The following is a 16,784-nucleotide window of genomic DNA, read 5'->3' as shown; positions in this document are numbered from 1 at the left end:
AACTTATTAAGCTGACTGGTTTCGTTGGGGAACAGAGCATCAGCCGGGATGATGTACTCTTTTTCGATAGAGCATCTATCGATTATACACTTTCTACTATTGCACCAATCTTTGATTTGCCTAAGAGCGTAGTTGTACGCTTTCCGGCAAATCTCCATCCAATCAAGCAGGATTTCCTGTTGATTGGCGTCTGGATAGATGCGGTAGCGATAGTTAAGTGTCAGCATCGGTGTTTATTGGTAAATAAACTGATTATACAAGATTTACAGGCTAACGCAACACCGTTAAATGTTAATTTAGGTGACATCGATCCACCTAAATTAACTTGGGGGAGTTGTGTATCCCAACGCTGAATAAAATTACAGCGTGGGTCTGACAACTCCCCCAAACCCCCTGGTAAGATAAACGGGCAAGTAGTGCGATATAGCCTAAAAAACTACTTTTTATAACAAAATACCACACTAAGTGATGGGAATGACTAGCACACCGCCGCAGAGATAGCCACAGGGGGGTGAGGTTTCGCGATCGCGACACCCTATCTTGGTGTTGCGCCTGTTGCCAATGCTTGTGAAAAGGGTATCAATTAGGGTTTTCACCGCTGATTACAGCAAAATTAAATCAGGAATGTATTGCAAATGTTTTAAAATTCAACTAAAATCGAGTTGCAGGCGAATTAAAGCAAAAATTACGGATTCGTTATCGGAGTTGTACATTATGAGAACCCAATCCACTCAGCACCTCTGGCGATCGCGTCAACGGTTCATGGCTCTAGTGCTAGCAGGGGTAGCCATGAGTAGCGCGATCGCAGCTTGTTCCAATCCCCCCAGTAACACCGCTGACGCCGACAGTCCCGTCAAGTTAACCCTAGTCTCTTATGCGGTAACCCAGAAAGCCTATGAACAAATCATTCCCCAGTTTGTCGAACAGTGGAAAGCCAAGACTGGTCAAACCGTCACCTTTGACCAAAGTTATGGCGGATCAGGCTCCCAAACTCGCGCCATCATTGATGGCTTAGAAGCTGATGTTGTCGCCTTAGCTCTAGCTTTGGATACGCAAAAGATTGAAAAAGCCGGACTCATTGAACCGGGTTGGGAACAAGAATTTCCTAACGATTCCATCGTTCATACATCCGTGGCGGCTCTGGTCACACGGGATGAGAAAGTAAACGTGACGCAATGGTCTGATTTGACGAAAGATGGCGTCAAAATCATCACCGCCAATCCCAAAACCTCTGGGGGAGCTAGATGGAATTATATGCTGCTATGGGGAGTGATTACCCAAGCTGGGGGTAACGACAAGGACGCCGAAACCTTTGTCGAAAGCGTCTATAAAAATGTCCCCGTTTTGCCAAAAGACGCTCGCGAAGCCAGTGATGTGTTCTTTAAACAAGGTCAGGGTAATGTATTAATTAATTATGAAAACGAAGTCCTTCTCGCCAGGGAACAGGGAGATAATCACCCCTTTATTATTCCCACTGACTATAACATTTCCATCGATAATCCCGTCGCTGTTGTTGATGCCAATGTCGATGAACATGGGACTCGCGAAATCGCCGAAGCCTTTGTTAAATTTCTATTTACTCCAGAAGCACAGCGAGAATTTGCTAAAATCGGTTTCCGTCCTGTAGATGAAACTGTTGCTCAAGAGTTTGCCAGTAAATATCCCACCGTGGAAAACTTGTTCACGGCGAAAGATTTGGGCGGCTGGGAGCAAATTCAAGCCAAGTTTTTTGAAGATGGTGCCGCCTTCGACAAAATGCAAGCAAAACTCGCTCGGTAATCAAGGAGTATTGAAACTATCATGATTATTTTCCTAGGATTTTACAGTTCTGTCGCCCTCTACTGTTTTGCCGTTTACTTGAAAGCGTTTCAGCAAGAAACTGACTTATCGACTGAGGAATTACGTTTATCTTGGCTAGTTATCGCATTAGCTCCTCTGTTGTGGTTCATTGTTGTTCCCATTTCTTACCTGGAGAAATATCATAAATCTTCAACCTCCCATGACTAATTCAGCAGATTATTTTCAATCTTTAACCACCTGGGGGCGGAATAAGGTTGCCACCATTTCTATACCCTGGACGATCACTTTCGTTTACCTAAGTCTAGTTTTATTACTGCCGATCGCGGCATTGATGAGCAAATCCCTAAGCCTAGGAGTATCAGAGTTTTGGCGGATTGCCACTTCTGACGTGGCTCGCTCAGCTTACAATGTTACCTTCGTTACCGCTCTCCTCGCCGCCCTGATAAATGGTGTGATGGGAACTCTCGTGGCTTGGGTTTTAGTCCGCCATGATTTCCCCGGTAAAAAACTCGTTGATGCGGCGGTAGATTTACCTTTTGCGCTCCCTACTTCAGTAGCTGGATTAGTGTTAGCTACGGTTTACAGTGATAAAGGTTGGATTGGACAATTATTTGCTCCCTTTGGCATCAAAATTGCCTTCACTCGCTTGGGTGTATTTGTGGCAATGGTATTTATCTCGCTGCCGTTTATTGTCAGAACTTTACAACCCGTTTTGCAAGAGATGGAAAAAGAAATCGAAGAAGCGGCTTGGTCTTTGGGTGCATCTAGCTATCAAACCTTTTTCAGAGTCTTACTTCCCCCCCTAGTTCCACCCATTCTGACGGGGGTAGCGCTGGGTTTTTCGCGGGCGGTTGGAGAATATGGTTCTGTGGTGATTGTTTCATCGAGTATTCCTTTCCAAGATTTAATTGCGCCGGTACTTGTGTTTCAACGGTTAGAACAATACGACTATGCGGGAGCTACTGTAATTGGTACCGTTTTACTTGTCGGTTCATTACTTCTACTGCTGGTGATTAACGGACTACAACAATGGGGGCGTCGTTATGCTGCGTAATTTTTTTTCTCGCGTCTTCATTAAGGAAAATGTGGGGAATTTTAGTAACATCAAGGTGACAAAAAATGAGAATCGTAAAACCCACCCCCAAACACAATTGTTAATCGCGATCGCGTTAGGATATCTGTTCCTTGTTTTATTCATTCCCGCCTTAGCTGTGTTCTATGAAGCCTTTCATCAAGGGATTAGTGAATTGTTCGCCGCGATGGGGAGTCGGGAATTCTTACACGCTGTCCGCATGACTGTGATTATGGCTGCGATCGCGTTACCTTTAAATACGGTCTTTGGACTCTGTGCGGCTTGGGTAATTGCCCGTAATCAGTTTCGTGGACGTGCTTTACTGATTAGTATTCTTGACTTACCCTTTGCCATTTCTCCAGTTGTTGCGGGTTTAATGATTGTCTTACTTTATGGACGAAATGGCTGGTTTGCGCCACTACTCAATAGTTTAGACATCAACGTTCTTTTTGCCATACCTGGAATGGCAATGGCGACAATTTTTATTACGTTACCGTTTGTGGCGCGGGAAGTCATCCCGGTTCTAGAAGATATGGGTTCAGATCAAGAAGAAGCGGCGCGTATCTTGGGGGCGAATGACTGGCAAATTTTCTGGCGCGTCACTTTACCAAATATTCGCTGGGGTTTACTCTATGGTATTTTGCTAACTAATGCTAGGGCGATGGGGGAATTTGGCGCGGTTGCTGTAGTTTCTGGTGGCATTTTAGGTCGGACTCAAACGTTACCTATTTTTGTGGAGCAAGCCTATAAAAATTATCAGACACAAGCCGCCTTTGGTGCAGCGGCAATTTTGGCACTTTTAGGATTTGTGACGCTGATTGTCAAGGAGATTTTAGAGCGCAATACAAGCCGTCCGGTTCATCATTAATGGGTCATTAGTCAAATGGTTTTCTCAGTTAGTCAGGGCGGGTTTAGTTACATCAGGGTGAGGTAAGAAAGGATAGTAGTGAAACCCGCCCCTACACCGCCAAAATTATTTCCTTGAACGAAGCAAAGAATCAAAACTTATTTCCAGGAGTTATTATGAGCATCATTGTTGAACAGGTTTCTAAGCAGTTTGGTAATTTTGTCGCCTTGGATCGAGTTAATTTGACGGTAAAAGAAGGGAGTTTGGTGGCACTATTAGGTCCATCGGGTTCCGGGAAATCTACACTGTTACGGGCGATCGCCGGATTGGAACCTCCGGATAGTGGGTCAATTGTAATTAATGGTCAGGATACAACCCATTTAGATGTCAGTCGGCGTAATATTGGTTTTGTGTTCCAGCATTATGCCTTATTTAAACATTTAACCATTCGCCAAAATATTGCCTTTGGTCTAGAAATTCGGAAGCGTCCCCGACGATTTGTCAAGCAACGGGTTGAGGAATTATTAGAGTTAGTCCAGTTGCAAGGATTAGGCGATCGCTATCCGTCTCAATTGTCGGGGGGTCAACGCCAGCGAGTCGCATTGGCGCGGGCTTTGGCGGTACAGCCGCAGGTACTGCTTTTAGATGAACCTTTTGGTGCTTTAGATGCTAAGGTGCGGAAAGAACTTCGGGCTTGGTTGCGGCGGTTACATGAAGAGGTTCATGTAACGAGTATTTTTGTTACCCATGATCAAGAAGAAGCCATGGAAGTAGCGGATGAAATTGTGGTAATGAATCAAGGAAGAATTGAGCAAATTGGCACCCCTGACCAAATTTATGACCATCCAGCTAATGCGTTTGTGATGAGTTTTATTGGTCCAGTGAATGTGCTACCGAGTACCGCCCATCTTTTCCGAAATAATGATATGACGGCGATAAAAACTCAGATGTTTGTTCGTCCCCATGATATTCAGGTGCAAACCTCGGCTAATGGAGTTACGTCATCGGCTATCGTCAAACGGGTTATTCATTTGGGCTGGGAAATTCAGGTTGAGTTAGCCTTTATGGATGAACAAACGATTGTGGCACATTTGAGTCGCGAAGAATTTAAGACACTTAATCTAAAGCCCGGTCAGCAGGTGTTTGTTAAACCCAAGGATGTGAAGGCGTTTCCAGCGTTGACTTCGATGATTTATCAAGCGTCTTGAAAAAAACTCTAATACCTATTTCATAATCCAGTTAAACGCCAAAATTGCAACATTTGCTACCTGATAACCTATTGTGTTCCAGACGTAGGATGCTACGTCTGGAACAACCACCAATTCACAAATTGACAATGGATAATGAACAATAGATAATGACCTCTCCTTAAAAGAAGAGGATTGAAATCAAGGAAAATCTTTTTAAATTTATTCGTAAACGAAGAGGTCTTAGTCCCAATTAATCAATTGTCAATTATCAATTATTAATTATCCATTGATAACCTATGAATATCCTAGAATTTTCGGTACTGGTTTGGGCTGGCTCATTCACGGCTGGTTTTTTAGGCGCAATTACTGGCTTAGGGGGTGGTGTAGTTATTGTTCCCTTTTTGGTGTCCGTATTTGGGGTGGATATTCGATATGCGGTGGGTGCGTCTTTGGTGTCAGTAATTGCCACGTCTTGCGGTGCAGCTTCTTCTTATTTAAAAAAAGGATATGCTAATTTGCGAATTGGCATGTTTCTGGAAGTCGCCACCACAATGGGTGCTATTATGGGTGCCTTGATTGCCGCTTATGTATCGGTTAAAGCCTTGACATTGGTGTTAGCGATCGCACTGATTTATTCTGCCTACTTTTCCTGGCAAAATCAACCCAAGCCGGACACCCCTGAATCCCCTAATTCCCTGGCTACTTATCTGAAACTTAATGGAACGTATCCCACCCCTGATGGATTGATGATGTATCACGCTAATTCTATTCCCATGGGTTTTGGTGTGATGATGGTTGCGGGCGTATTATCGGGGTTACTGGGTATTGGTTCGGGAGCGTTTAAAGTGCTAGCCATGGATCAAGTCATGGGTTTACCCTTTAAAGTTTCTACCACTACCAGCAATTTTATGATTGGGGTAACGGCGGCGGCGTCAGCCGGGGTTTATTTAACACGAGGTTACATTGACCCTGGATTGACAATGCCTGTAATATTGGGGGTATTACCGGGTGCTTTATTGGGGGCAAATGTTCTTATCGGCGCCAAGACAGAGATTTTGAGAATCGTCTTTAGTCTGGTACTTTTAGTGATGGCGTTTAAGATGATCTACCAGAGTTTTATCGGGGTGGGATAAAATGAATCGAGTTAATTTCAAGTTGCTGAAACCCGAACCTGCGATCGCGAATTCTACCTGTGAACTAAAGGTGAGACAGAAGCCAGAGGGTAAAGGAGTTTCAGGAAACGAGGAATGTGGCGATGTCGCCGGAAATGATCACGGTTTAGACGGATATGAGATAACGGATTTATCCCGTGATTTTCAGGTTAATGATCAAGAATCGGCTACGGAATCCGCTAATCCGCTACAACTTGAACAGTGGATTGGTAATCTGCTGAACTATGGCGTAATTTTGTCAAGCAGTCTCGTTTTGGTGGGGGGAATTCTTTATTTAATTCGCCACGGATTTGAACCGGTGAATTACCGGATGTTTCAAGGAGAACCTGCTGAATTTCGCTCGCCTGTTGGTGTCATCCAAGGGGTGTTGTCCGGTCGCCGTCGGGGTATTATTCAATTGGGGTTACTGGTTCTCATTGCTACTCCGATTCTCCGAGTTGCTTTTTCCTGCATGATGTTTATCCGACAGCGAGATTGGACGTATACTGTTTTGACGTGGCTGGTTCTGTTTGGGTTGATTTACAGCTTTGTCGGCGCGTATTACTAATTTATATGAAATTTATTTAACTGGGGGGTCAGACCCCCTCCCTAGATCTCCCCTGGGAGGGGAGGGAAGCAAGCCGATAGGATCATTTATTTCCTGGCGTCTAAGGATAGCGACATTCTGCTTAGTCAGGGATGATTTGGTAGCTTTTGTTACAATTGCGGAGAAATTTTTCCTTCGATTTTGATTATTGGACGGGTATTTTAGCATCGGGGAATTCACTCCAATGGCGTTTGGACTGGCTTTGTAATAATACGGTGTGAAAAACTCGGTCAGATTCTGTAAACTGAAGATATCAGCTATCGAATTAGTGATAGTGAGCCTCCTAGCTCAATTGTGGATTAAGCCTATTTCAGGTGATAACCAACAGCAATATCGCTATTGCGATCGCGTACTCTGTCGGTAAAACTCTCTTTCTTAGCGGGAGATCAGAGGAAGTCACGGAATATCTGGGACTTCTCGTCACGTTTACCCGAAAAGCAATGTCCTGGAAGTGAATCGCACTATACGATCCAACTTTAAGATCCCTCTTTGCGATCCCTCTTGGGCATGTCATTATTAAACTAACTATCAAGTTTTGATTTTTAGGGGTGCATCAATTGAATCATAAATCTTTGTCTGGGGCAAATCTTGCTCCCAATGTTATTACGGTATCACTGCGATCACCGTCTTATACTGTACCAATTCAACAATGGCACTTTACAGATCAACCGATTATTAAAATTGGGCGCTGTGCGGATAACCATATTGTGCTACGGAGTTCGGTTGTCTCGCGTTACCATCTAGAACTGCGGTGTGTGGGGAACCGATGGAAACTGATTAATTTTGGCAACAATGGGACGTACAAGAATGGTCAACCGATTACGGAATTGGAAATTCCCGATGAGATTATTATTCAACTCGCCCTTTCGGGTCCCCAATTGCAGATTAATCTCAGTACCAATGTACCAGAACCCTTGTTAAAGCTGCTTCGCCATCAAGATTCAGACCACCGCAATCTTCCGGGACGATTACGTACCATGTTCAGCGGAAGTTGAGCATAGATAGGGCGACCCGAGTTAAGCGGACTCCCGTTGTTCATTTGTGGAAGCGGGTCGCCTCTACGTGAGAACTAGGGATGAGATGCCAAATGAATTTCAAATGAATTTCAATCAATTTCTATTTTAAGAGCAGGCTGGGTAAGCTGGTAATATATGTGCAGCCCGGATTAAGAGATGGCAAAAGCAGCCAAACCGCCTAAATCTGACTTGACAACACGACTCCAGAGTACTTACCTATTTAAGGAATTAGACGCCGACTGGTTGGGTGATTATCTGAAAACCTTAGATCTCAAGGGAGAAAAGCTTTACTCTAGTCGTCCCGTCTATACCGCCTTTCGTCCCGGCGTTTCCTTGGATTTCCTGTATGTAATTGTCAATGGCGGACCAGTGATTACTCGCAGTACGCCGTTAGATCGGGTGATATCCATTAGTTATCCCGGTGGTTGTTTTGGGATGAGAAACTTGCCATTTAGCTATGGACAGGTGTCGAGATCCTTTCCGAGTTTGGTGGAAGCCTATAAAACTACAGATGTATTCCAGATTCCCTTGGACGTGATTGAGTCCATTTATAAAGAAAACCAGACATTTCGCGATCGCTACGATTTGCTGTTTGAGTTGCGGGAGAAGTTTCAGTACCATTTACTCAATTGCAGCACCTATCCCCCTCAAGCTGTTGCGGCGCTGTTGCGAGCCTTGGTGTATCAGGAGCGATCGCTAGGGAATCAACCGGATGCGAATGGGGTCTATGTATTTGATCTGCCGGTTGATGTGATTGCTCATGCCAGTCAACTGAACCATCGTACCGTAGAACAGGTACTCAAGGGAATGCAACAAGTTGGATTATTAGCCTCCCCAACCGCCAAGGATACCTCTAGCGATATCGTGCGCGTTGCTGATCCAGAAGGGTTAAAAGAAGTGTACAGTGCGACTAGGGATAAAGTATCCTGGTGGCCCCTAAAGTGAGCGACTATATCATGTTCACTCAAAAATCAACTTGCGCCCCAGATTTCGAGCGATGAGCGACGGGAGCATGTCACCGCAAGTAGGTTGAGCCCTTGGAACGAAACCCAACGCCATCGTTAGCCTGTTGGGTAACGCTTACGCTCTACCCAACCTACGAGAACATTTTGTGCTGTCCCTGACATGCTCCCGGCTGGGTATTAGACCATCCATTTGGGAGTTCTATACAGAGATACGAAGCTAAAACCAAAAAGGATTTACTCTAGATCTTAGTGGACTGACACAGCTAAAATTGTGGAATAGATTTGACGGTGAAATTGGGCGCACACCGTGCGCCCCTACAATACTAATCCACCATTTTGGGATTAGGATATCTGATTGACATCCTCCCCCGGCTAAAGAGCGCGGGGGATTCCTCACCACGCCACCTTTAGCCGGGGTGGTCGCTGATTGGGGGTAAATTGTAATTATTAATCTCCTAAATTTAGATGGTTAATTTTTATCAAATGTCCAGATGATATCTAAATCTCTGAGATAGTAAAGGGCAAAGCAAACCGCAAGCATGGGCCAAGCCGCGAAAAATAGCAAATTTTCAAAGGGGGCGAAATATTGCCGAAAGGATGAGAAGGTGGAAACAGAATGGAAAAATAGCACTAGCAAATAAGTCCACCGCTTTTGAAAACCTGCTACAAATCCCAGAATAATGATAAGCTGAATCCCCCCAATGATGTAAATTGGCACATTACTCAATCCACCAATCAAATAAAAATTCTGGAAAATTGCGGCGGCATGGTCAGGGTTCACAAATTTATCTAAAGTCCACATCAGCATGACCAGAAACACACTCATTCGCAGCAAGAGTAATACAACGGGAATTCTGCGATCGCTATTCATCAAAATGCTTTCAACTCCTTAAACCTAAACGGTGAAATTTCGCTTTTAGAGTCATCAAAGTTAGCTAAGAAGCGTTAAGACAACTTGGTGAGCAATCCCAAGATTTTTTTAGATGTTGGTGTCAATAAGGTGCGGCGATAAGCATCCGCTGCTTTCTTAATGCCTTCAGCTTGAGTTGGATAGGGATGAATTACACTCGATAACCCACTCAAACCCACCTTATTCACAATCGCTGTAGTCACTTCACTAATCATCTCACCTGCATGACGAGCGACAATCGTTGCTCCCAAAATTGTATCGGAACCTTTCTGGTGATGAATCTTAACAAATCCATCTTCTTCACCATCTGCGATCGCGCGGTCTACACTACTAAACGGAATCTTGATCGTATTGACCTCAATCCCCTTTTCCTGAGCCTCATGTTCGTACATTCCCAGATGGGCAATTTCTGGGTCAGTATAGGTTACCCAAGGCATGACTAAGCTGCTGAGTTGGGAACGTCCTAAGCCAAACGGAGAAAACAGAGTATTCTTAATCACAATTCGTGCAGCGGCATCGGCGGCATGGGTAAACTTCCATTTCATGCAGATGTCGCCAGCCGCATAAATTTTGGGGTTCGTGGTTTGCAGGTAATCATTCACCGTCACCCCTTTGCGATCGTATTCTACCCCAACTGCGTCTAAATTTAGACCTTCAACATTCGGCGCACGTCCTGCACCGACTAATATTTCATCAACCGTAACTGACTGTTTTTTGCCGTTGCCAGAGGTATAATAAAGCGTTTTACCTTCAGCCGTTTTAACCACGCGCTCCATCTGCGAACTCAGCACCAACTGAATCCCTTCTTGAATCAAAACATTCTGCACAATTTCTGCGGCATCAGCATCCTCTTTATTCAACAGGTGAGAGCCTCGATGGAAAAGAATTACCTTACACCCCAAACGATGAAAAGCTTGAGCTAATTCACACCCAATGGGTCCGCCTCCAATGACAGCGAGGCGTTCGGGACATTGAGTCAGTGAAAAAACCGTTTCATTCGTTAAAAATACTGCTTCTTCAATCCCTTCAATTGAGGGACGTACCGCTCTAGCTCCCGTCGCAATAACAGCTTTTTTATATCGTAGAATATTATCGCCAACTTCAATCCTGTTATTCCGTAAAAAATGACCTTCTCCTAAGAAAACATCAATGCCAATTTTTTGGAACCGTTGAGCAGAATCGTGATGGCTAATTCCCGCTCGAAGCTTCCGCATCCGTTCCATGACTGCCGAAAAATTTACCTCTATCTTTTCTGGAGGATGAACGCCGAAAGCTCCAGCATCCTTCATCTCAGCAATTACACGAGAGGAGCGAATAATGCACTTAGAAGGGACACAACCGACATTCAAACAATCCCCGCCCATCAAATGCTTTTCCACCAAGGCGACTTTTAAACCTACATCTAAACCCGCTGCACCTGCTGCTACAACTAATCCCGCTGTGCCAGCACCAATCACAACTAAATCATAACAATCGGCAGGTTTAGGATTAACCCAATCAGGTGGATGAACATAAGACACCAGTTTTTTGTTATATTCATCCATCGGTAAAACGTTGACTCTTTGAAAAGCTGAACTTGACATTATTGGCTCCTTCAAAAACTAATAATTGTTGAAATCGATTAATTTATTCGGTTCCTCGTATGGGGTAATCCTTTTTCCTGTCAACTTTTGGGGCTTCTGCTCAGAAAGTTTCCAAAGCTTGCCATCCAGAGTTTTTACTTCAAGTTCGGGAACTGGAGTTCCTGTCATTAATTTAGCTGTCATTGTCTCTGTTTCAGTTGTCATCATACTTACCTCTGTTTTTCAAATAGGATTAAGGAGTCAGTCGGTTGGAATTTTTATCCATTGCCGTGATTATTATTATCATGGATGTCTAACATCTTGATGACTCCATCATTCAGATTCAAGTCTGACTTGGTTTATTGGCTAATTCGGATTGACGGGCTTAGTTTGATTGTCTTCAGGATCTAAAACTTCCTCTTCTAAAGCCTTACGCGCCACTTTAGTCACATAAAGGGTGACAGCAACGGTAGCGATAAAACCAATAATCCGAATCGCCCATTGCACTGTGGGGTTGGCGGGTTGAGCTTCAGTACCAATTGTGGCTAGACTACCCGCTAAAGAACCGATGTAAACATACATAATTGTTCCGGGAATCATACCCACAGAACCGATAACGTAGTCTTTGAGAGAGACTCCCGTAATGCCATAGGCGTAGTTCAATAAATTGAAGGGAAATATGGGAGAGAGTCGGGTTAATAGAACAATTTTAAGTCCTTCTCTGCCCACGGCTTCGTCAATCGCCCGAAATTTTTTGTTCCCTTCAATTTTCTTGGCAACCCAACCCCGTGCTACATAGCGCCCAACCAGGAAAGCGGCAGTAGCGCCTAGGGTTGCACCGATGAAGACGTAGAATGAGCCTAATACAACACCAAAGACAACGCCTGCTCCTAAAGTAAGGATGGAACCTGGTAAAAATGCGACGGTGGCGATGATGTAGAGTAAGATAAATGCGATCGCACCCACTGCACCTAGGTTATCAATCCACTGCAAGGCATTTCGCAACCATGCTTGAGGATTGAACCCTCCGCCATTGGCTGATTCCTGTGCTAAAACTGGTGCCGCCGAAATTGCCAGGGCGAAGCCAGCTACAAACAGTGTTAAGAAAACCCATCTCAACCGCTTTTTTGAGTTTCTCGCATGGGTATTAGTCATGGTTTTCTTGGGGTATCGCGGAATGGTTAAATTAGCGATTTCTGGTACTAGCATGGGAATTTATTCCGGTAAAACGTTTTTGTCTAACGCTTTTTTGGCAAGGTGAGTTATATAGACAGTGACGGCAACTGTAGCGATTAATCCAATGCCTCGAATTACCCACTGGGCGATTTGAGTTTCTTTTGTGGAGGGTTGATTAGACAGATTGAGTGTGGCTAAATCAGTAGCCAGAGAACCGATGTAAACGTACACCACAGTGGCGGGAATCATACCAATGGAACCCAAAATATAATCTCTGAGGGAAACTTGGGTAACACCAAAAGCGTAATTAAGCAGGTTGAAGGGGAATATGGGAGAAAGGCGAGTCAGCAGGACAATTTTCCATCCTTCTTGCTTCACCGCTTGATTAATCACTTTGAATTTGGGATTAGTTTCAATCTTTCGGCAAACCCAATCACGAGAAAGATAGCGTCCAATCAGGAAAGCACAGATAGCTCCAAACGTTGCTGCAATTGTGACATAGATTGAACCCCAAACTACGCCAAACAAGCAACCTCCTTTTAGTGTCAAGAGAGAACCGGGGATAAACAGCACCGTTGCTAAGTTGTAGATGACGATAAACACAATCGGCGCTAAGACACCAAGACTTTCAACCCAAAGTAATGAGCCTTGCAAAAGTCCTCGAATGTTGAAGTATTGGGTAGCCACAAGCAGGATGATAACTAAGCCACTGATTAGTATAAATTTTAGCTGAGAATTAAAGCGGCATTTGCTCAGTTGATTCATTGGACTTCCCTCACTGATTAATGAGCATTTTTTGAAACACTCCCGTCACTCTTCCAATTTTCTTTACTTCAAATCCAAGCGACCATTTATGTGGATGTTCTTGAAAGGATACGAAGCTGAAGTCAAAACGGATTTACCAACTAGATGGCTCTTCCGTACTTGTGGTGATAACGCAAGCTGATAATCTAGTCATATTAAGGTTTTCAGCCTTTCTTTATATTTTTTTTGTATAAAATGCTACATTTTTTGCCCAGCATCCGGGAGGCTCGGTTGCACATAGAAAAATTCAGTAAATCCTTTTTAGCTTCAGCTTCGTATCCCCTATGAACCGTCGTACTGATGAGGATTCTATGAGAGTTAAGTATCTGGCTACACTTGCTGTTGCTTCAATGCTGAGTCTGGGACTTGTTGCTGCTTGCTCTAACCCTTGCGCGGCTAAGACTAAAACTCCGGACACGGGTACTACTAACCAAGTTGATCCCTGTGCATCCAAAGCCAATCCTTGTGCCGCCAAAGAGAATCCTTGTGCATCCAAAGCCAATCCTTGTGCTGCTAAAGCTCAATCGGTAGGAAATCCCCTAGCTACAGAACTTCAGGGTAAACCCGTGGTAGTGGATGTGTTTGCGACTTGGTGTGCTGGCTGCAAGAATATTGCGCCCACTATGACCCAATTGAAACAGGAATACAGCGATCGCGTTAACTTTGTCGTGCTAGACGTAACGGATAAAGCCACACTCGAAGAAACACAAGCCAAGGCGGAAAAATTAGGTCTGGGAAAATTCCTAGAAGATACTAAGAGTAAAACTAGCACCGTGGCAATTGTTGACCCAGCGACTGGCAACATTTTAGCGATGTTCAAAAATAATCCCAATCAGGATGACTACACCAAAATCCTCGACACGGCTCTAGCCAAAAATTAGCTGAGGTAAGGAGAATGTCATGACACAAATACCTCAGTCATCATCTGATCACAAGGATTCTCGACGTTTTAAAGTTTCAAAAAAATGGTTGATTTATGGGGGATTAGGATTGCTCTCCTTAGTGCTGGTTATCACCCTAGGACCCGTCATCAGCCATCCAATCGAACGGGCGATATCCCTTGTGGAAAACCGCTATCAGCAGTGGTTTGACCAGCAAGATACTGCTAATCCCCTAGTGCTATTGCCCTTGGCATTTATTGGTGGATTGCTTGCCAGTGTATCTCCGTGCATTCTGGCGATGTTGCCCGTCAACCTCAGTTATATCGGCACGTTGAACATTAAATCCCGTTGGGATGCTTTTACCAAGGCTGGCTTATTTGTTTTGGGGGCTGTAACAATTTTAAGTCTGTTTGGCTTAGTCTCCTCTTTTGCTGGAGCAGTCATGGTGGAGTACCGAGGCTATATCAATGTAGTCGTGGGAGTGATTATGGCTGTGATGGGTTTGTGGTTGATGGGGGTAGTTAAGTTACCCTTACCGCAGATGGATGTGAATCTCCCCCAAGCTGGACCTTATGGGGTGGGGTTGACCTTTGCTCTAGTCAGTTCTCCCTGTGCTAGTCCGGTGCTATTTGCGGTGCTAGCGGCAGCGGCGGCTAGTGGCTCTCAACTCTTAGGCACACTGACGATGGTTAGCTACGCTTTGGGTTACACCATGCTGATTTTCCTGGCGAGTTTGTTTACCGGACTGGCAAAACAAAGCAAGCAGTTATTGAAACATTCGGAGGCAATTATTCACTTTGGCAGTGTGGCTCTGATTTTAACTGGAGCGTACTACCTGTTTACTGGCACTCAATGGTTCTTGGGAGCCTAAAAAAGGCAGAAGGTAGAAGGCATAAGGCAAATGCCAAAAGGCTTATTACTGATACATCGAGTTGGGAGATGAAACTTGTAAGGGAATTTTGTTTGTGTCTTTTTGATAAAGAGTTGATGCCGACAGCATTAAAGGTTTCTGTGGTGGTTGGTTCTATTTTGTTTGCAATTAATCACGGGTCAGTGCTAGTCAAAGGTCAGATGAATCGAGAACGATGGATTTCCGGCAGTTTGACCTACCTAGTTCCTTACGCCGTTAACATTCACGGTCAATATATCAGTCGTACAAGGAAGCGCTGACAGACCTATTCGCCCTCACAGGTTCAGTCAAAATTCAAGCTCAATAGGTTTGAGGTTTGAATCGAGCAAAAATGGCAGTCGATGACGCAAGCGAGTACCATGCTTTGAATTTTATGTCAAGACCAATGATTTTAAATGATGCTATCCAACCAAACGGATGCCGAGGTATTTCAAGCGTTGCGATCGGGGAACCTGTTAGCCTTGGGTATCCTTTACGAACGCTATGGAGAGGTTGTTTACCGCACCGCTATGCGGATGTTAGGCAACCAACAAGAAGCTGAAGACCTAACCCAAGAAGTCTTTCTCGCCCTCAGGCGTAGAGGTAATTATGACTCAAAGCGAGGTTCTATGCTGGTTTTTCTATTGACTTTAACCCGCTCAAAAGCAATTGACCGCCACCGTCAGATGCAAGCCCAGTGGCAGCGTCTTCAACGATGGACTCGCAGCCTTCCGCCTGAAAGTTGGAGTACGTTGATGGATAAGGCTTCTTTGGAAGAAATGTCGAGCCGCGTCCGCGAGGCACTCTCTAAACTGCCTTCCAATCATCGGCAAGTTCTGGAGATGGCTTACTACGACGGCTTAAGTCAATCAGAAATTGCCCAAGATTTGAATATGCCGATAGGAACCGTAAAAACCTACAAGCGCAAGGGCTTGTTAAAACTCAGACAACTATTGCAAGATTTAGTAGAACAGCGATGTTAGACTTTCGAGACTCCGAAGAATTAAACGAACTGTTAGCTAGCTACGTCCTTGGGGATTTAACTCCAGAAGAAGTGGCTTCGGTTAATCAGTTATTGGAATCTAATCCCGAATTAGCTACTGAAGTGAGCCGCTTGCAGAAAACTTTGGCACTGCTTCCCTTAAGCTTACCGGAAACTTCACCCCCTGCAAGTTTAGGTTCTCAGATTTTGCAAGCGGCTAGAGATAGCGATACGAGTTTAACAGCAAAAGTATCAAAGCGAGTTCGCCCAAGACCAAACACTTGGCTTGGTGTTGCTGGAAGTGTGGCGGCTTCTGTTATAGTTGGACTCAGTATATATAGCTATCGCCTACATCAAGAGGTAATTGCTGCTCGTGCTGAACTATCGCACTATAAAGAAGCGATCGCGTTACTTCGTCAGCCGAGTAACCGCTTGGTATCCCTCAAAGGAACGAATGCAATCCCTCAAGCCTCTGGAAGTATGGTGGTTGTGCCAAGCGCTGAAGTTGCCGTATTAACGCTCCAAAATCTAGAGCCCCTACCCAATGGGCAAATTTATCGATTGTGGGCGGTTGCTGACGGGGAAAAAATCTACTGTGGTGAATTTAAGCCTGACCCTCAAGGAAAAGTATTCGTAGAAATCCCGTTAGATAATGTCATGTCAGGCAACTCTTCAATTGTAGTGACTGTTGAACCATCACAAAGATTCTCGCAGCCCACTGGAGAAACAGTAATGACCGGAGGCGGGGGTATGTCACTTTAATTTGCGACTTTGGACAAACAAAAAATAAGCTTATCAATGGATAATTAATAATTGATAATTGACAATTGATTAATTGGGTCTAAGACCTCTTCGTTTACGAAGAAATTAAAAAAGATTTTCCTTAATTTCAATCCTCTTCTTTTAAGGAGAGGTCATTATCCATTGTTCAT

The 16,784-nt window shown here is 44.4% G+C and carries 20 protein-coding genes; 14 read left to right on the top strand and 6 right to left on the bottom strand.

Annotation, left to right across the window (positions count from 1 at the left end; translation table 11 throughout):
* Positions 1–227, bottom strand: a 227-nt coding sequence (locus RIM23_RS20900; protein ID WP_446369015.1) for a helix-turn-helix domain-containing protein, incomplete at its 3' end; no start/stop codon positions are given.
* A 487-nt stretch (positions 228–714) separates the two neighbouring features.
* On the opposite strand from RIM23_RS20900, the gene RIM23_RS20895 reads away from it, so the two are divergent.
* The 9 genes from RIM23_RS20895 to RIM23_RS20855 all read left to right on the top strand — a co-directional run bounded on the left by RIM23_RS20895 (position 715) and on the right by RIM23_RS20855 (position 8,628).
* Positions 715–1,779, top strand: coding sequence for a sulfate ABC transporter substrate-binding protein (locus tag RIM23_RS20895; protein ID WP_446369014.1), 1,065 nt, complete (start codon positions 715–717; stop codon positions 1,777–1,779).
* A gap of 21 nt (positions 1,780–1,800) precedes the next feature.
* Complete coding sequence (locus RIM23_RS20890; protein WP_446369013.1) at positions 1,801–2,007, top strand: hypothetical protein; 207 nt, start codon at positions 1,801–1,803, stop codon at positions 2,005–2,007.
* Positions 2,000–2,854 (top strand): sulfate ABC transporter permease subunit CysT, encoded by an 855-nt coding sequence (gene cysT / locus RIM23_RS20885; protein WP_446369012.1) that lies wholly within the window; start codon positions 2,000–2,002, stop codon positions 2,852–2,854. Before RIM23_RS20890 ends, cysT begins: the two co-directional genes overlap by 8 nt.
* Positions 2,844–3,740, top strand: coding sequence for a sulfate ABC transporter permease subunit CysW (gene cysW, locus RIM23_RS20880; protein ID WP_446369011.1), 897 nt, complete (start codon positions 2,844–2,846; stop codon positions 3,738–3,740). Before cysT ends, cysW begins: the two co-directional genes overlap by 11 nt.
* A 155-nt stretch (positions 3,741–3,895) precedes the next feature.
* Entirely contained in the window at positions 3,896–4,927 is a 1,032-nt protein-coding gene (locus RIM23_RS20875; RefSeq protein WP_446369010.1) for a sulfate/molybdate ABC transporter ATP-binding protein, read from the top strand.
* Between the two features lie 278 nt (positions 4,928–5,205).
* Positions 5,206–6,042, top strand: a complete 837-nt coding sequence (locus tag RIM23_RS20870) for a sulfite exporter TauE/SafE family protein (protein ID WP_446369009.1) — start codon at positions 5,206–5,208, stop codon at positions 6,040–6,042.
* A 1-nt stretch (position 6,043) separates the two neighbouring features.
* Positions 6,044–6,628 (top strand): DUF1634 domain-containing protein, encoded by a 585-nt coding sequence (locus RIM23_RS20865; RefSeq protein WP_446369008.1) that lies wholly within the window; start codon positions 6,044–6,046, stop codon positions 6,626–6,628.
* Positions 6,629–7,224: 596 nt separating this feature from the next.
* Positions 7,225–7,662 (top strand): FHA domain-containing protein, encoded by a 438-nt coding sequence (locus RIM23_RS20860; RefSeq protein WP_446369007.1) that lies wholly within the window; start codon positions 7,225–7,227, stop codon positions 7,660–7,662.
* Between the two features lie 177 nt (positions 7,663–7,839).
* The gene (locus tag RIM23_RS20855; protein ID WP_446369006.1) at positions 7,840–8,628 is read left to right on the top strand and encodes a Crp/Fnr family transcriptional regulator; all 789 of its coding nucleotides are present in this window, start codon (positions 7,840–7,842) and stop codon (positions 8,626–8,628) included.
* Between the two features lie 489 nt (positions 8,629–9,117).
* Here RIM23_RS20855 and RIM23_RS20850 read toward each other — a convergent pair whose 3' ends face one another.
* The 5 genes from RIM23_RS20850 to RIM23_RS20830 all read right to left on the bottom strand — a co-directional run bounded on the left by RIM23_RS20850 (position 9,118) and on the right by RIM23_RS20830 (position 13,061).
* Positions 9,118–9,519, bottom strand: a complete 402-nt coding sequence (locus RIM23_RS20850; protein WP_446369017.1) for a hypothetical protein — start codon at positions 9,517–9,519, stop codon at positions 9,118–9,120.
* Between the two features lie 74 nt (positions 9,520–9,593).
* Positions 9,594–11,141, bottom strand: coding sequence for a mercuric reductase (locus tag RIM23_RS20845; RefSeq protein WP_446369005.1), 1,548 nt, complete (start codon positions 11,139–11,141; stop codon positions 9,594–9,596).
* A gap of 18 nt (positions 11,142–11,159) precedes the next feature.
* Positions 11,160–11,348, bottom strand: coding sequence for a hypothetical protein (locus RIM23_RS20840; protein WP_446369004.1), 189 nt, complete (start codon positions 11,346–11,348; stop codon positions 11,160–11,162).
* 138 nt (positions 11,349–11,486) lie between these two features.
* Complete coding sequence (locus RIM23_RS20835; RefSeq protein ID WP_446369003.1) at positions 11,487–12,329, bottom strand: TVP38/TMEM64 family protein; 843 nt, start codon at positions 12,327–12,329, stop codon at positions 11,487–11,489.
* A 6-nt stretch (positions 12,330–12,335) separates the two neighbouring features.
* Positions 12,336–13,061, bottom strand: a complete 726-nt coding sequence (locus RIM23_RS20830) for a TVP38/TMEM64 family protein (RefSeq protein ID WP_446369002.1) — start codon at positions 13,059–13,061, stop codon at positions 12,336–12,338.
* Positions 13,062–13,411: 350 nt separating this feature from the next.
* Between RIM23_RS20830 and RIM23_RS20825 the strand changes: the two genes are divergently transcribed.
* From RIM23_RS20825 to RIM23_RS20805, 5 genes are all read left to right on the top strand, one after another.
* A complete protein-coding gene (locus RIM23_RS20825; RefSeq protein WP_446369001.1) occupies positions 13,412–13,981 on the top strand; it encodes a TlpA family protein disulfide reductase in 570 nt (189 codons plus the stop codon).
* A gap of 19 nt (positions 13,982–14,000) precedes the next feature.
* Positions 14,001–14,852, top strand: coding sequence for a cytochrome c biogenesis CcdA family protein (locus RIM23_RS20820; RefSeq protein WP_446369000.1), 852 nt, complete (start codon positions 14,001–14,003; stop codon positions 14,850–14,852).
* A 68-nt stretch (positions 14,853–14,920) separates the two neighbouring features.
* A complete protein-coding gene (nrtS, locus tag RIM23_RS20815) occupies positions 14,921–15,151 on the top strand; it encodes a nitrate/nitrite transporter NrtS (protein WP_446368999.1) in 231 nt (76 codons plus the stop codon).
* A 138-nt stretch (positions 15,152–15,289) separates the two neighbouring features.
* Positions 15,290–15,853, top strand: coding sequence for a sigma-70 family RNA polymerase sigma factor (locus RIM23_RS20810; protein ID WP_446369016.1), 564 nt, complete (start codon positions 15,290–15,292; stop codon positions 15,851–15,853).
* A complete protein-coding gene (locus RIM23_RS20805) occupies positions 15,847–16,614 on the top strand; it encodes an anti-sigma factor (protein WP_446368998.1) in 768 nt (255 codons plus the stop codon). The genes RIM23_RS20810 and RIM23_RS20805 overlap by 7 nt, the downstream gene beginning before the upstream one ends.
* The last annotated feature ends 170 nt before the right edge of the window (positions 16,615–16,784 follow it).

The sequence above is a fragment of the Coleofasciculus sp. G3-WIS-01 genome (assembly GCF_040223135.1).
Taxonomy (GTDB): Bacteria; Cyanobacteriota; Cyanobacteriia; order Cyanobacteriales; family Coleofasciculaceae; genus Coleofasciculus.
The sequence above is the reverse complement of the archived record's forward strand: the minus strand, read 5'-3'. Positions and strand labels throughout refer to the sequence as shown.

Excerpts from the sequence above, each read along its gene's own strand:
- RIM23_RS20895 (WP_446369014.1), top strand. The coding sequence starts at position 715 with ATGAGAACCCAATCCACTCAGCACCTCTGGCGATCGCGTCAACGGTTC.
- RIM23_RS20890 (WP_446369013.1), top strand. The coding sequence starts at position 1,801 with ATGATTATTTTCCTAGGATTTTACAGTTCTGTCGCCCTCTACTGTTTT.
- cysT (WP_446369012.1), top strand. The coding sequence starts at position 2,000 with ATGACTAATTCAGCAGATTATTTTCAATCTTTAACCACCTGGGGGCGG.
- cysW (WP_446369011.1), top strand. The coding sequence starts at position 2,844 with ATGCTGCGTAATTTTTTTTCTCGCGTCTTCATTAAGGAAAATGTGGGG.
- RIM23_RS20875 (WP_446369010.1), top strand. The coding sequence starts at position 3,896 with ATGAGCATCATTGTTGAACAGGTTTCTAAGCAGTTTGGTAATTTTGTC.
- RIM23_RS20870 (WP_446369009.1), top strand. The coding sequence starts at position 5,206 with ATGAATATCCTAGAATTTTCGGTACTGGTTTGGGCTGGCTCATTCACG.
- RIM23_RS20865 (WP_446369008.1), top strand. The coding sequence starts at position 6,044 with ATGAATCGAGTTAATTTCAAGTTGCTGAAACCCGAACCTGCGATCGCG.
- RIM23_RS20855 (WP_446369006.1), top strand. The coding sequence starts at position 7,840 with ATGGCAAAAGCAGCCAAACCGCCTAAATCTGACTTGACAACACGACTC.
- RIM23_RS20850 (WP_446369017.1), bottom strand. The coding sequence starts at position 9,519 with ATGAATAGCGATCGCAGAATTCCCGTTGTATTACTCTTGCTGCGAATG.
- RIM23_RS20845 (WP_446369005.1), bottom strand. The coding sequence starts at position 11,141 with ATGTCAAGTTCAGCTTTTCAAAGAGTCAACGTTTTACCGATGGATGAA.
- RIM23_RS20840 (WP_446369004.1), bottom strand. The coding sequence starts at position 11,348 with ATGATGACAACTGAAACAGAGACAATGACAGCTAAATTAATGACAGGA.
- RIM23_RS20835 (WP_446369003.1), bottom strand. The coding sequence starts at position 12,329 with ATGCTAGTACCAGAAATCGCTAATTTAACCATTCCGCGATACCCCAAG.
- RIM23_RS20830 (WP_446369002.1), bottom strand. The coding sequence starts at position 13,061 with ATGAATCAACTGAGCAAATGCCGCTTTAATTCTCAGCTAAAATTTATA.
- RIM23_RS20825 (WP_446369001.1), top strand. The coding sequence starts at position 13,412 with ATGAGAGTTAAGTATCTGGCTACACTTGCTGTTGCTTCAATGCTGAGT.
- RIM23_RS20820 (WP_446369000.1), top strand. The coding sequence starts at position 14,001 with ATGACACAAATACCTCAGTCATCATCTGATCACAAGGATTCTCGACGT.
- nrtS (WP_446368999.1), top strand. The coding sequence starts at position 14,921 with ATGAAACTTGTAAGGGAATTTTGTTTGTGTCTTTTTGATAAAGAGTTG.
- RIM23_RS20810 (WP_446369016.1), top strand. The coding sequence starts at position 15,290 with ATGCTATCCAACCAAACGGATGCCGAGGTATTTCAAGCGTTGCGATCG.
- RIM23_RS20805 (WP_446368998.1), top strand. The coding sequence starts at position 15,847 with ATGTTAGACTTTCGAGACTCCGAAGAATTAAACGAACTGTTAGCTAGC.